Raw genomic sequence first — 13,969 nt, forward strand, 5'->3', positions numbered from 1 at the left:
CGTCGCGATTCGTGTTGATTGGCGTGTGATTTGAAACCCGTCAAGTTGCAGGCGGAAGCGCGCGGGAGCAAGCGGCGAAATTACGGAAAAATCAGTGTTGATTTCCGCGCGCAGGCGGGCACGGTTTTGTGCTCCCGCCTATTTTTGCGGGCAAAAAACTGTCGGACGCTTAGCTCAGTTGGTTAGAGCACGTGCTTCACACGCACGGGGTCACTGGTTCGAGTCCAGTAGCGTCCACCATTTTTTTGGCAAGCTGCGAGGCGGTCAGCGTTGATAACGCCTCTTGTGAAACAGAGGTTTTCATGGGAATGAGCAAGTCGCCGAGGATTTTGGAAAGGCGACGGGATTTTTAAGGGCTCTTCGCTTGGGCACCCTTTTCTTCAGACCAAGAGAGTTTCCACAATCTGCTTTCGGACTGCCGATGGTAAGGCCGGATCCCACGGGCTGGAAGCCTGTGCCGCTCCAAAAAAAGCGGCGGACTTTTTTAGGCCGCCGCTTTTGCAGAAGATTGTTTTTGATATTCGTTTCCTTACAGCGATTGCGCGGCGGCGACGACGGCTTCGGCGGTGATGCCGAGCTCTTTCATCACGGTGCCGCCGGGGGCGCTGATGCCGAAGCGGTCGATGCCGATGCAGATGCCGTCGAGTCCGACGTATTCGCGCCAGAGCGCCGTCACGCCCGCCTCAATCGAGACGCGCTTGCGGCAGTCGGGCGGGAGGATCGAGTCGCGGTATTCCTTCGGCTGCTCGTTGAAGCGCTTGAAGCTGGGTATCGAGACGACGCGCGCGCCGGGGCCGAGGATTTTCGCGGCGGCGACGGCGTGCTGCACTTCGCTGCCGGCGGCCAGGAGGATGTGCGTGAGCGGAGCGGTTTCCTGGATGGCGACGTAGCCGCCTTTCAACACGCCGGCGCGGCGGATGTGCGGCGGGATGTCGTTGAGCATCGGCAGCGCCTGGCGCGTGAGCGCGAGGAGCGTGGGGCCGTCGGTGCGCTCGAGCGCGGCGGCATAGGCGCCCGCGGTTTCCTCGGGGTCGGCGGGGCGGATGACGTCCATGTTCGGAATAACGCGGAGGCCGCTGACGGTTTCAACGGGTTGGTGCGTGGGGCCGTCCTCGCCGACGCCGACCGAGTCGTGCGTGTAGATGTAGGTGACGGGGAGCTTGGCGAGCGCGGCGATGCGCATCGAGGGGCGCGAGTAGTCGGCGAACACGAGGAACGTGGCGCACGAGGTGCGGAAGATGCCGTCGTAGGCGATGCCGTTGTTGATGGCGGCCATGGCGTGCTCGCGGATGCCGTAGCGGATGTTGCGCCCGGCGCGGTTGGTTTTGTCGAAGTCGGCCGAGGCCGCGATGTAGTTGAGCGTGGAGCCGTAGAGGTCGGCGCTGCCGGAGACGAGGAGCGGGAGCTCGGCGGCGAGGGGCTGGAGTATCTCCTTGCCCGCGGCGCGCGTGGCGAGCTTGGCGTCGGCGGCGAACATCGGGATCACGTTTTCGGCGAGGTGCGCGGCGCTGATCGGCGTGTTGCGCGAGTCGAGGATCGCGGCCTTGTCGGGGTTGGCCTCGCGCCAGGCCTTGTAGGTTTTGCCCCATTTGTTGTAGGCGCGGACGAGGCGTTTTTTGTGGTTGGCGAAGTAGGCTTTGACGTCGTCGCTCACGTGGAAGAGCTGGTCGGCGGGTAGGCCGAGTCCGGCGCGCGCGGCGGCGGCGAATTTCGCGCCGCCCTCGCCGTGGCCTTTCGAGGTGCCCTCAACTTCGGCGATGCCTTTGCCGATGATTGTTTTTGCAATGATGAGCTGCGGTTTGCCGGTCTTGGCTTTCTTGGCCTTGTTGACGGCTTTGTGGATGGCTGCGATGTCGTGGCCCTCGGCGAGCGTGATCACGTCCCAGCCGATGGCCTTGAAGCGGGCGGCGGTGTTTTCGTTTTGCGACTTGTCGGCCATGGCGTCGAGGGTGACGTCGTTTGAGTCGTAGATGAGGATGAGGTTGTCGAGACCCTGAAATCCGGCGAAGGCGGCGGCTTCCATGGCGACGCCTTCCTGCATGCAGCCGTCGCCGGCGAGCGTGATGATGTGGTTGTCGAAGATGGTGTGCTCGGGGGTGTTGAAGCGCGCCTCGGCCATTTTGCCGGAGACGGCGTAACCGACGGCGTTGGCGATGCCCTGGCCGAGCGGGCCGGTGGTGGCCTCGACGCCCGGGGTTTCGTCGAACTCGGGGTGGCCGGGGGTCTTGCTGTGGAGCTGGCGGAAGTTTTTGACCTCGTCGAGCGGGAGGTCGTAGCCGCTCATGTGGAGCCAGGCGTAGAGGAACATGGAGCCGTGGCCGCCGGAGAGCACGAAGCGGTCGCGGTTGAGCCATTTGGGATCGGCGGGATTGTGCTGGAGGGCGCCGCCGTAGAGGACGGCGCCGATTTCGGCGCAGCCGAGCGGGAGGCCGAGGTGGCCGGAGCTGCATTTATGGACGGCGTCGATGGCGAGGCCGCGGGCTTGGTTGGCTGCTTTTGCAAGGAGGTTGGTTTCGAGTGCCATGATGGTTGTTTTTTGGTGCTGTAAAAAGGCGCGTTATGCGTTTGGTGAAAAAGACAAAGGTTTAAAGTGAAGAGGCAAGGGAGATGCGTGAAAAGGGAAAAATGGCGCGGCGTTTTGACGCCGAGGCGTTTGCGGGGTTGCAAACACCGGATGTTGTCCCATTCTAGCAAGATGCCGATGACCATTGACCAGATCGTGAATGAAACACGTTCGCTGCCGCGTGATGTGGTGGCGGAACTGGTCGATCGTATTTTGATGGAGTCTCACGGCGGCCAGAATGCGGAACATTCCGCCGCGTGGTCGGCGGTCGTTCATTCGCGCATCGGCGATATTCGGAGCGGAAAAATCAAGGGCATTCCGGCGGAGCAGTCATCGAAAAAAATCAGGCAAATCGTCGGAAGGTGATGCCCGATGAAGCCCGTCGTTCTTCACCCCGAGGCCGATGAGGAATATGCCGTCGCAGCCAAACATTACGCGAACATAAGCCGGCAATTGGGCGGGCGTTTTTATGACGAGATCGAAAGGTTGATTTTGGAAATCAGAAAATCCCCGGCGCAGTTCCGACAATACGAGCCGCCTGCAAGGAGAAACTTGGGGCGTTCATTTCCATTTGCCGTTGTTTATCTCGACGAGCCGGACTGCGTGTGGGTGGTCGCGATCATGCACCTGCATCGCGAGCCGGATTATTGGAAGCGGCGGCTTGGGTGAGCGTCACCGTTTCCAGAGCGCGAGCAGTTCCCTGGCGGCGGCGAGGGAGGGTTTTTGGTCGTTGGCGACGGCGTGCTCGATTTGAGGGAGCAGCGCCTTCACGCCGGGGGCCTGGTAAAACTCACTCAACAGCGCCTCGCGTATGAGCGAGTGCATCCATGCGATGGACTGGTCGCGGCGGCGTTCGTCGAGGATTCCGCTTTCGCGGCAGGTCTTGAAGAAGTTGAGCACGGTTTCCCAAACCCTGTCGATGCCCTCGCCGGTGATCGCGGACGCGGTGAGCGCGGGAGTGGTCCAGCCTTCGGTGGCGGGGCGCAGGTAGTGGAGCACGCGTTCGAGTTCGGCGCGCGCGGCCATGGCGCGAATTTTGTTATCACCGTCGGCCTTGTTCACGACCATGATGTCGGCAAGTTCCATGATGCCTTTTTTGATGCCCTGCACTTCGTCGCCCGCGCCGGCGATGGAGAGGAGCAGGAAACAATCGACCATGGAGCGCACGGTGACCTCGCTTTGGCCGACGCCGACGGTTTCGACAATGATCACGTCGTAGCCGGCGGCCTCGCAGAGGAGAATGGTTTCGCGGCTTTTGCGCGCGACGCCGCCGAGCGAACCGCCCGAGGGCGAGGGGCGGATGAATGCGCCGGGCTGGCGTCCGAGTTTTTCCATGCGCACCTTGTCGCCGAGGATGCTGCCGCCGTGCACACTGCTCGACGGATCGACGGCGAGGACGGCGACACGGTGGCCTTTTTCGCAGAGGTGCGTGCCGAGGCTTTCGATCGTGGTGCTCTTGCCCGCGCCGGGGATGCCGGTGATGCCGACGCGCATGGACTTGCCGGTGTCGGGGAGGATGCGCGCGAGGAGCTGCTGCGCCTGCTCCTGGTGCGCGGCGACGCTGCTTTCGACGAGCGTGATCGCGCGCGCGAGGATGGTCGTATCCTGTTTTTGGATACCCTCGACGTAGTCGTCGATCGAGAGCTTGCGGCGGCGCGGCGGGGTGGCGGAGGGCGGCGCGAAGTCGCCGGTTTGTTTCACGCCCTCGATCACCCAGGTGGCAAAGGCGGAGCCGGCGTTTTCCGGAACCCAGTCGGGGCGTCCGCCCGTCGCGGGTTGTTCGTGCGCGGGTGTGTGCGGATTTTTTTCAGGCTTTTCTGACACGGCGCAAAGGGATGGCGGTTACTTGGCGTCAACGCCGAAGAGTTTTTCCTCGGCGGCGACAACGGCTTGGATGAATTCCCCGGGGGTTGTCGCGTTCATGAGAACCTCGCGGTTTTCGGGTTCCTTGAGCAGGCGGCAGAGCGCGCTGACGATGGCGAGGTAGGTGCCGGGATTTGTCTTCGGCGTGCCGAGCACGAACATGAGTTTTACGATCTGGTTGCAGTTTTCAAACACGACGCCCTTCTCGCTGCGACCGACGGCGAGCACGATTTTTTGCACATGCTCGGTGCGTGCGTGCGGAATCGCGATTTCGTTGCCGAGGCAGGTGGTGTCGAGGCGTTCGCGCGCGAGCAGCTCGTTGTAGAAGCCCTGGAAATTAGTGACATTGGGGTGGCCGTCGAGGAGCCGCGCAACTTCGTTGATCGCGGCGGTTCTCCGCGCGCTCTTGATGGAGAGCGTGACGCGGGAAGGGTCCAGGAGTTGTGAGAGGCGGCCAATCATTGCTGATGTCGGTTGATGGTTAAGCAAAGAAACAGAGAGAGCCCGCGCGCGCGAGTTTGCAAGGGAGGAATCGCCCAAGAAAACGATTTTTTGAAGAAGCAAATAAAATTGCAGCCCGCGCGAAGGCCGCGCATGACTCGGGCATGACTTCTCTTCGTTTCCTTCGGTTGACGGCGGCGCTGGCCGCCTGCGCGGCGGGGTTGTTTTTCGCCCCTGAAGTTTGCGCGGGCGCGGGATTTTCGGGCGGGCTCAGCAAGGCCGACTACGAGGCGGCGGGTTTGACGAAATTGTCCGCCGCCGAGCGGGCGCATCTCGACGCGCTTGTGCGGGCGCATGCCGCGGGGGCGTGTGTTGCGAACGCTGAAACGCAGGCTGCGGCCAAGCCCATCGGGGATGAACCAGTGGCGGTGGTTGCGACGGACGCGGCAACTGCAAAACCAAAATCCCCGCCCAAACCGAACCGGCAAAAGGTGAAGGTCGATCCCGGCACCGAGATCGAATACAACACGATGGAGCTTGAGCTGGCGGGCACGTTTGCGGGGTTCGAGAAGGGCACGGTTTTCACGCTTTCAAACGGACAGCGCTGGAAGGTGGTTTCCGGTTCGTATTCGTGCGGCCCCGATCCGCGCGTCAAAAAGGTGCGCGTGAAGCCGGGCGTGCTGGGCAGCTTCTTTCTGGAGTTTGAGCGGGTGAAAACCCAAGCGAAGGTGAAGCTGGTGAAGTAGCCGAAAACGAAACGTCCGCGTCCGCGTTACGCGCGCTTCGCGGCTTCGATGCGTTCGCGCATGGGCACGTAGTCGCGGAGTGTGTGGCCGGTGTAGATTTGGCGCGGGCGGTAGATTCTGCCTTTCGGGTTTGCCGCGATTTCGCGCCATTGGGCGATCCAGCCGGGCATGCGCCCGATGGCGAACATCACGGTGAACATGTCGGTCGGGAGGCCGATGGCGCGCATGATCAGGCCCGAGTAAAAATCGACGTTCGGGTAGAGTTTGCGCGATATGAAATACTCGTCGTTGAGCGCGGCTTCCTCAAGTTTCATGGCGATGTTGAGGAGCGGGTCGTTTTTGATGCCGAGGCTCGCGAGCGCGTCGTGGAAGCTTTGCTTGATGATTTTTGCGCGCGGGTCGTAGTTGCGATACACGCGGTGGCCGAAGCCCATCAACCGCTGTCCCTTGCCCGCCTTTGCCGCGGCGATGAATTTCGTGCCGTCGTCGCCGTCGTCGTGGATGTGCTGGAGCATTTCGATCACGGCCGCGTTGGCGCCGCCGTGGAGCGGGCCCCAGAGCGCGCACACGCCGGAGGCGATTGAGGCGAAGAGATTGGCGCCGGCGGAGGCGACCATTTTTACGGTCGAGGTCGAGCAGTTTTGCTCGTGGTCGGCGTGCAGGAGCAGGAAGAGATTGAGGGCGCGCGCGACTTCCTCCTTCGCGATGTATTCGTTGTAGGGGTCGGTGAACAGCATGTGGAGGAAGTTTTCGCAGTAGCCGAAGTTCGGGCGCGGATAATTGAAGGGCTTGCCCATGTTCACCCGGTAGGTGTGCGCGGCGATGGTGCGCACCTTGGAAATGGCGACGGCGGCGGCCTCGTCGAAGTGCTCGAGGTCCTGCTGGTGGTTGTTGCTGGCGAGGTGCGGGTAGTAGGCGCCGAGGGCGTTGAGGCTCGCGGAGAGCACGGCCATCGGATGCGCGTCGCGCGGGAAGTTCTGGATGAAGCGCACCATGCCCTCGCGCAGCGCGGCGTTGTCCGAGAGGAGGCGTCCGAACCTGGCGCGTTCGTGGGGCTTGGGCAGCTCGCCGTTCATTATTAGATAGGCGGTTTCCACGAAGTTGGATTTTTCGGCGAGCTGCTCGATCGGGTAGCCGCGGTAGCGCAGGATTCCCTTTTCGCCGTCGATGAAGGTGACCTCGCTTTTGCACGAGCCGGTGTTGGCGTAGCCTTCGTCGAAAGTGATCGCGCCGGTGTCCGCTCGCAAGCGGCTCATATCGATGGCGATTTCGCCTTCGGTTCCTGTGATGACCGGCAGTGTGAGTTCCTTGTTGTTGAATTTGAGGAGGGCGTCGGAGGACATGGTTGTGGATAATGCAGGCTGGATTGCGCGGCATGCAAAGAAAAGTTGCGTTTTTTGTGCAAATATTCTTTTCACCTTTAGCGAAAATTTGACCAGCGGACTCGCGGGCGCAGACCAAAAAACGTCGCGGGTAAAAACAACTCCAATAAAATCACCCCGTTCATAAGCATTATGAAAAAAAACATAAACCGCCGTCGTTTTCTCAGTCATGCCGCAACCGGAGGCGCGGGCCTGATTCTGTCATCCGCGCTGCGCGCGCAACCTTCAGCCGGTGAAAAAACCGTCGCGCCGCAGCCGCCGAAGTTCGAGGTTCGCCCCCTTGGCAAAACCGGCATCAAGCTCCCCGTCCTCAGCATGGGCGTGATGAGAGCCGACAATCCCAACCTCGTCAGGGCGGCCCTGCGCAACGGCGTCGTGCATTTCGACACGGCGCACAGTTACCAGCGCGGCAACAACGAAACCATGCTCGGCAAGGTGCTCAAGGGCGTGCCGCGCGACCAGTTTGTCATTGCGACGAAAGTCGGCGTCCGCCGGGAAATCTTCAACGACAACGCCCCGGATATTTTCATGGAAAAGTTCAACACGAGCATGGAGCGCCTCGGGCTTGAATACGTGGACATCCTTTATCTCCACGGGGTCAACTCCGGGAAGGCCGTGCTTCACGAACCGATCCACAATGTCATGCGAACTTTGAAAAAACAGGGGCGCATCAAGCATTGCGGCGTCTCCACGCACGACAAGGAGCCCGAGGTCATCGACGCCGTCATCAAGGGCAAGTTTTATGAGGTCGTGCTCACGGCGTATAATTTCAAGAAGCAGCAAAGCCTCGATATAAAATCCGCCATCGCGCGCGCCGCCGCCGCCGGCATCGGCATCGTCGCGATGAAAACAATGGCCGGCGCGAAAGACATAAACGTGTCCGCCGCGCTCAAGTGGGCGTTGCGGGATAAAAACGTGACCACGGCGATTCCCGGCTACACAAACTTCGACGAACTCGACGTGTGCCTCGAATCCGCCGCCAGTCTCGCCTACACGCCCGAGGAAAAGGCGTTCATCGACGGCGGCAAAAAAGTCGCCTCGCTCTACTGCACGCAATGCCACGGATGCGACGGCCAGTGCCCTCAAAATCTGCCGATCCCCGACCTCATGCGCGCCTACATGTATGCGCACGGCTATCGCCAGCCCGGCCTCGCCAAGGAAACCATCACCGAGCTCGGCCTGCCCGACAATCCCTGCGGCGATTGCGAAACCTGCACCGTCAACTGCCGCTCAGGGTTTCTCGTTGCCGAAAAAATCCGCGACATCTCCCGCATTCGCAACGTGCCCGACGAGTTTTTGGTGTAGCCAAATCGCGCAAAACACCGCGTTCATCCCGTCTCGTTTGTCCCGTTCATCCCGCCGGTCGCATGGGGCTTATTCATACCATGAAAAAAATCATCCTCGCACTATTCGTTTTTCCCGTCGTTTTCGCCGCGCTCACATTCGCCCAAACCCCGAGGGAACTCGTCGCCATGCTGCCGAAAATCGACGGCTGGACGATTTCCAAGCAAGTTGAGGTTTTCACCGGTGATAATCTTTTCGACCGCATCAACGGCGCGGCCGAGGGGTATCTGAAGTGCAACTTTGCCGAGATGACCTCCGTCGATTACACAAAGGACGGCACGGACAAATACGTGACGCTGCAAATGTATCGCCACGCCACGCCGTTTGACGCCTTTGCCATATACTCCGCCGAACGCTCGCCGGGGCCAGCCTTCCTCCAAATTGGCGCTGAGGGTTATCGCGCCGCCGGCCTGGTTCATTTTCTATCCGGCAGCATGTATGTGAAAGTGACGACCTCCGACGAAAGTCCGGAAACCCCGGTCATGATGGAAAAAGTCGCGCGCACGCTCGCGGCCAAAATTGACCCCGCCGCCGCGCTTCCCGCAATCCTGAAGGCGTTTCCGCGGAAGAACAAACGGGCGCTCTCCGAGACCTACATCGTTGACAGTTTCCTCGGCCACAAATTCATGCTCCCCGCATGGAGCGCCACCTATGACAAAAACGGGAAGGACTATGCCATGTTTATCATAGACGGAAAAACAAAGGCGGGGATCGAAAAGCTGCTCGGCGACTACGCAAAATTCAACCGGCAGAAATCCGCGCCCCAAGAAGGCGCGTTTGTGATGCCCGACCGCTTCAACGGCGACATCCCGATGCTCTGGCGCGGCCAATACCTCTTCGGCATCACCAACGACAGCGGCGCCGACATTGATGCGAGCGCGCTTTTGGCGCGGCTTGCGGAAGCCGTGAAGTAGAAGGCCGGAGGCGCGCCCCCTGTGCATGCGATTTCCCTTTTAACCCCAAATGCATTCTGGCATTAAGCGTTAATTCACGAAACTTTTCCTCCCGGTAGGCGACTTATTTTTTCTCATGCGATTTTTCAGAGCGATCCTGCTTTTCACAACGACACTGGCCGTTGCGGCATTTGCGCGCGCGGCCGACATGCCGGCGGCGCAAGGGCCGACTCCCGTATGGGAGGCCGGGCTGCCCAAGTTCGACGCGGGCGCCTATGACGCGAAGGTCGAGCTGCTGCTCTCGAAATACGAGGCGTCCACGGGGCGCAAACTCGCGCCGGGACCGAAGAAAAAAGTGGGGCTCAAAATCTACACGGACTCGGGGCCTGGCATGGCCACGCCGATCGCGCTGGTGAAGGCGGTTATTGCCGCGATGGAAAGGCGCGGATTTGAAACGGAGGGTATTTTCATTGTCGGGTTGAACCAGCTGCGCCTGCGCATGACCGGATACCTGCCGGCATACGCGCAAGGAGATTATCCGTTCAAGGGGCACCCGGTTTACGTGCTGGAGTCGGGCCGGTATTACGATCCGGTTTGGTTTTACGACAGCCCGCTGCCGTCGCGCTTCGATTCGATTTTTGCGGAGAAAAGCGTGGAGGATCAAAATCCGAACACGACCAAGGAGCAGGACCGCAAGAGCTTCCTCGCCACGCCGCTCTTTCTCGACGCGGATTTTTGGATCAACCTGCCGGTGTTCACCGACCATCCGATTCTCGGCATCAACGGCTCGCTGGTGAACGCGACGCTCTGGAACGCGAGCAACACGGCGCGCTTTTTCCGCAGTCCGGCCAACGCGCCCGCGGCGGTCGCCGAGATGAGCGCGATCCCCGAGCTCCGCCAGACGTGGGCGCTCACGATTGCGAGCCTGGAGCACTACCAATACATCGGCGGGCCGTATTTTAACTCGCTCTACACGGTGTCGGAGCCGGTGCTTTGGTTGAGCAGCGACCCAGTGGCGCTCGACTCGATGGTTTTGGAGCGCATCAACCGCTGGCGCGAACGCAACGGCTTCCGCGCGGTGTCCGAGGACATTCACACGCTCGGTTTTGCCGAAACGCTCGGCGTCGGCTCCACGCGCATCACCCCGGAGCGCGTGATCAATGTGGACAAATGAGCGGTCGCGCTTTAGCGCGAGATTATCAAGGAGTGCGAAATAAAAGGGACATTGCTTGAAGCCCAACGGGCTTCTGTCCTCTAGCCCAAGGTTGCGAGCGCAGCGAGCTACCTTGGGTATGGTGAATATGACAAACAACCCCAACGGGTTGCGGTATCTTTCTCATGGCACCCGGGGTAGGCGCTCGCGGCTCGCACCAACCCGGGCTAAGGGACTCATCCCCGTTGGGGATGAGCGTTCCGCCGTTTCGTATTGCGCATGTCGCCTGATTGCATGAACGCCTCGTGAAAGGCGAAGGCGTTTTTTTAGTCGGCGGGTGTCTGGCCTTGGGGAGGCGCGCGGTGTTTCAAATCCTGGCGGGGCTGTTTCACCGAAACAGTTTCTTTTATGCCTCCACCCAGACGGCAAGCCCGCTCGCCTCGAAACGGCAGGTTCTTTTGGGCTTCCCTTAGAATTGATTTGCCAGCAAGCGGGCACAGTTACTTCTTTTGACCTTCACACAAATTTATCAGCACCCAAACAACCAAAATCACATCGCACAACACCATGGCCGAACTTGTAGGAAATGTCTTGGTGGGCCAGTCAGGAGGCCCCACCGCCGTTATCAACGCCAGCGTAGCCGGAGTCGTCTCCGAAGCACTCAACCATGAGTGCATCGAGGAAATCTATGGCACGCTCAACGGCGTGCTCGGCATCCTTAATGAGGATTTCGTCGACCTCGCCTCCGAATCGCAACAGGTCATCCGCGGCCTCCGTTACACGCCCGGTGCCGCGCTCGGCACCTGCCGCTACAAGCTCAAGAAACAGCAGGATTTCGAGCGCGTTCTCGAGGTCTTCAAGGCGCACAACATCCGCTACTTCTTCTACGCGGGCGGCAACGACTCGCAGGATACCGCCGACAAAATTTCCAAGCTCGCCCAAGAGCAAAACTACGACCTGCGCGTCATCGGCATTCCCAAGACCATCGACAACGACCTGCCCGTCACCGACCATTGCCCCGGCTACGGTTCCGTCATCAAGCACATCTGCTCCACCGTTCGCCAGGTTGCCTGCGACAACGAGGCCATGGGCCAGCACGACCTCGTGCAAATCATCGAGGTCATGGGTCGCAACGCGGGCTGGATTGCCGCCGGCGCCGCGCTCGCCAAGCGTCGCGACCAGCCCAACGATCCCCCGCACCTCATCTATTTGCCCGAGGTCGCCTTCTCGACAGAGAAGTTCGTCGGCGACGTGCAACGCGTTCTCAAGCGCGAAAAATACTGCATGATTGTCGTGGGCGAGGGCCTCATCGACGCCGACGGCAACTACGTTTCCGCCGATGACAAAACCGACGCCTTCGGCCATGCCCAGCTCGGTGGCGCGGCCGACTACCTGAAGGGTCTTGTCGAACAAAACTTCCCGACCGTGAAATGCCGCACCGTCAAGCTCGGCATGGCGCAGCGCGCCGCGGTCATTGGCGGCTCGAAAGCCGACGCCGACGAGGCCTATCTCGCTGGACAAGCAGCGGTCAAAGCCGCCGTCGTTGAAGCCGAGACCGACAAAATGGTCACGCTCCTGCGCGGCGACACCGACCACTACAGCTGCGAAACCGGACTCGCCCCGCTTGGCGACATCGCCAACGGCGTGAAGAAACTCCCCCGCGAGTGGATCAACGAGGACGGCGTGAGCATGAGCAACCAGTTCATCCGCTACGCGCAGCCGCTCATCCAGGGCGAAACGGTCGTTCCCTACGAAAACGGCCTGCCCGCCTTCGTGAAACTCGAAAAAGTGCGCGTGGACAAAGCGCTCCCCGCATACGAAATCTGAGCCGGCGGCAAACACGCACGCACACTTAATTCTCTCTCAAAGCGCCGCGTTTTGCGGCGCTTTTTTTGCGTGTGGTTGTCCCGGCTCGTTTCAACGTAAATCGACTTGAATCGACTCAAGTCGATTTATGCCGGTTTAAGTTGTTCCGCCTTGGGCCGGCTTGAGTTTTTCGCCGAATGCGAAGGGCGGGTGTGTGCCGTCGATCGGGTTTTCGGCGAAAAGCTGCTCGAGCGTTTTGGTGAAAACCGGCTCGCGGTTTATCGCCTTGATCGCGGCGTGATACTGCGCGCTCACGGGATCAATGCTGTCGAGCAGCATGCCCGAGGGGTCCTCGCCAATGTTCTCAAAGAGCTCCTTGAACTCGCCGAGCGTGATGCGGTTGAGCGGCCGCGCCGGTTGATACAGATAGTCCGACGCCGCCTCGCGTTTGGCCGGCGGCGGCACGGCTGAAATCAGCCCGAGGTCCTTCAGGCGGTTGAGGCATTCGTTGAGGATTTGCGCGGGCGCCTTGATCGTGTCGCCGAGTTGCGAGACGGTGCACGGCGGCATGCACGCCTGGAAACGCCGCGCGATGGTGAGCAGCACGATGAGCGTGAGGCGTTCGCGCCGGGTGAACGACAGCGTGCCCCAGGCGATCTGGCTGTTGCGAAAATGCACGTTCTGCACCGCGTAGCTGACCTGCCCGCCGATGAGCACGATCATCCAGAACACATACAGCCCGAGCATGAGCACCGGCACGATGCCGAGCGATCCATACAGGCTTTGCGTGATTTCGATGCGGCGAAAATACGCGAATGCGATCAGGTTGTTGCCCACAAGGAGCGCCGACATGGTCACCGCGCCGGCGAGTGCCGCGCGCCAGAACACGCGCGTGTTGGGAATGAAGCGGTAGAAAAGCGTGAGCGCCCCAAGCGCAAGCACGGCGATGGCCACGGGCATGACAAAATTCGCGGCGGCGATCATTTGCGTGCCAAAGGGGATTTTTTCGCGGAAGAAATTCTCGAAAGTCGCCGCCGAAAGCGTGGTGATGGCGACCGAAAAGATGATCGTGCCAAGCGTGAGAATCGTCCAATAAAACACGACGCGCGTGAGCCACGAACGCGTTCGCCGCACGCCCCAAATGTCGTTGAACACATCCTCGATCGCACCGAAGAGGAAAATCACAATCGTGATGAGCGTGATCGCGCTGATGCCGCCGATGGTGCCTGAGCGGGCGTTGGTGATGAAGTTGTTGATGAGGCGGACGATTTCGGGGCGGACTTTTCGCTGTGTCGCCTTGGGTTGGGTGGGCTCGGCGGGTGCTTTTTCAGCAGTCGTAACAGTGGTGGACGGGGCGGGGGATTGTGTTTGGGGGCGGGGGCGTTCGGTGGAGGAGTTTCTGGCGCGTCCATTGCGGCGGCTTTGCTGGTTGATTTCCTCGTAGTGGTCGACCTGCGGCGCGACGAACTTGATCGCGTCGTTGAGTTTGTTCGCGATCATGTCGGGGTCCTGGTCCTTGAGCACGAAACCCGCGACCATGACCGCAAGCGCGATGAGCGGCCCGAGACTGAGCAGCGTGGTGAAGCTGAGCGCCGCCGCGCGCGCAAACGACCGCGTGGCCAGCGTGCCGGTGATCGTGATCGAGATGACGCGCAGAAACGCGTAAGCCCAGCCGCGCGGGGATTTTTCCCCCATGTGCGTGGACTGCCAGATTTCCTTTGTGTAGAGGGAGACGGCGCGGTTTTTGAGGTTGAGGAGTGTGCGGATCATGTCGGTGG

At 60.7% G+C, this 13,969-nt stretch carries 12 protein-coding genes and 1 tRNA gene; 8 read left to right on the top strand and 5 right to left on the bottom strand.

The genetic code is table 11. The features are described from left to right. Window positions 1–163: 163 nt before the first annotated feature. Window positions 164–240, top strand: a tRNA-Val gene (locus M2103_RS07785). Between the two features lie 289 nt (window positions 241–529). On the opposite strand, the gene tkt is transcribed toward M2103_RS07785, so the two are convergent. Beyond that, window positions 530–2,524: a transketolase gene (gene tkt / locus M2103_RS07790; RefSeq protein WP_277509784.1), complete on the bottom strand. Its 1,995-nt coding sequence runs from the start codon at window positions 2,522–2,524 to the stop codon at window positions 530–532. Between the two features lie 171 nt (window positions 2,525–2,695). Between tkt and M2103_RS07795 the strand changes: the two genes are divergently transcribed. Then, window positions 2,696–2,929, top strand: a complete 234-nt coding sequence (locus M2103_RS07795) for an addiction module protein (protein WP_236919094.1) — start codon at window positions 2,696–2,698, stop codon at window positions 2,927–2,929. Window positions 2,930–2,935: 6 nt separating this feature from the next. Continuing rightward, window positions 2,936–3,232: a type II toxin-antitoxin system RelE/ParE family toxin gene (locus tag M2103_RS07800; RefSeq protein WP_108823920.1), complete on the top strand. Its 297-nt coding sequence runs from the start codon at window positions 2,936–2,938 to the stop codon at window positions 3,230–3,232. Between the two features lie 3 nt (window positions 3,233–3,235). Here M2103_RS07800 and meaB read toward each other — a convergent pair whose 3' ends face one another. Beyond that, window positions 3,236–4,387: a methylmalonyl Co-A mutase-associated GTPase MeaB gene (gene meaB, locus M2103_RS07805; RefSeq protein WP_277509785.1), complete on the bottom strand. Its 1,152-nt coding sequence runs from the start codon at window positions 4,385–4,387 to the stop codon at window positions 3,236–3,238. 18 nt (window positions 4,388–4,405) lie between these two features. Beyond that, window positions 4,406–4,888 (bottom strand): PTS sugar transporter subunit IIA, encoded by a 483-nt coding sequence (locus M2103_RS07810; RefSeq protein WP_277509786.1) that lies wholly within the window; start codon window positions 4,886–4,888, stop codon window positions 4,406–4,408. 143 nt (window positions 4,889–5,031) lie between these two features. Between M2103_RS07810 and M2103_RS07815 the strand changes: the two genes are divergently transcribed. After that, window positions 5,032–5,613, top strand: coding sequence for a hypothetical protein (locus M2103_RS07815; protein ID WP_277509787.1), 582 nt, complete (start codon window positions 5,032–5,034; stop codon window positions 5,611–5,613). A 26-nt stretch (window positions 5,614–5,639) separates the two neighbouring features. Here M2103_RS07815 and M2103_RS07820 read toward each other — a convergent pair whose 3' ends face one another. Beyond that, window positions 5,640–6,956, bottom strand: coding sequence for a citrate synthase (locus tag M2103_RS07820; protein ID WP_277509789.1), 1,317 nt, complete (start codon window positions 6,954–6,956; stop codon window positions 5,640–5,642). Window positions 6,957–7,127: 171 nt separating this feature from the next. Here M2103_RS07820 and M2103_RS07825 point away from each other — a divergent pair, with 171 nt between their 5' ends. From M2103_RS07825 to M2103_RS07840, 4 genes are all read left to right on the top strand, one after another. After that, window positions 7,128–8,300, top strand: coding sequence for an aldo/keto reductase (locus M2103_RS07825; RefSeq protein WP_277509791.1), 1,173 nt, complete (start codon window positions 7,128–7,130; stop codon window positions 8,298–8,300). An 80-nt stretch (window positions 8,301–8,380) separates the two neighbouring features. Continuing rightward, the gene (locus M2103_RS07830) at window positions 8,381–9,253 is read left to right on the top strand and encodes a DUF6599 family protein (RefSeq protein WP_277509793.1); all 873 of its coding nucleotides are present in this window, start codon (window positions 8,381–8,383) and stop codon (window positions 9,251–9,253) included. 115 nt (window positions 9,254–9,368) lie between these two features. Continuing rightward, complete coding sequence (locus tag M2103_RS07835) at window positions 9,369–10,406, top strand: DUF362 domain-containing protein (RefSeq protein ID WP_277509795.1); 1,038 nt, start codon at window positions 9,369–9,371, stop codon at window positions 10,404–10,406. 546 nt (window positions 10,407–10,952) lie between these two features. Then, window positions 10,953–12,212 carry a 6-phosphofructokinase gene (locus M2103_RS07840; protein ID WP_277509796.1) on the top strand — a complete coding sequence of 420 codons (1,260 nt, stop codon included), beginning with the start codon at window positions 10,953–10,955 and terminating at the stop codon, window positions 12,210–12,212. 135 nt (window positions 12,213–12,347) lie between these two features. On the opposite strand, the gene M2103_RS07845 is transcribed toward M2103_RS07840, so the two are convergent. Continuing rightward, window positions 12,348–13,961 carry a YhjD/YihY/BrkB family envelope integrity protein gene (locus tag M2103_RS07845; RefSeq protein WP_277509797.1) on the bottom strand — a complete coding sequence of 538 codons (1,614 nt, stop codon included), beginning with the start codon at window positions 13,959–13,961 and terminating at the stop codon, window positions 12,348–12,350. Between the last annotated feature and the right edge of the window lie 8 nt (window positions 13,962–13,969).

This window comes from Ereboglobus sp. PH5-5 (assembly GCF_029504805.1).
Classification (GTDB): Bacteria; Verrucomicrobiota; Verrucomicrobiia; order Opitutales; family Opitutaceae; genus Ereboglobus.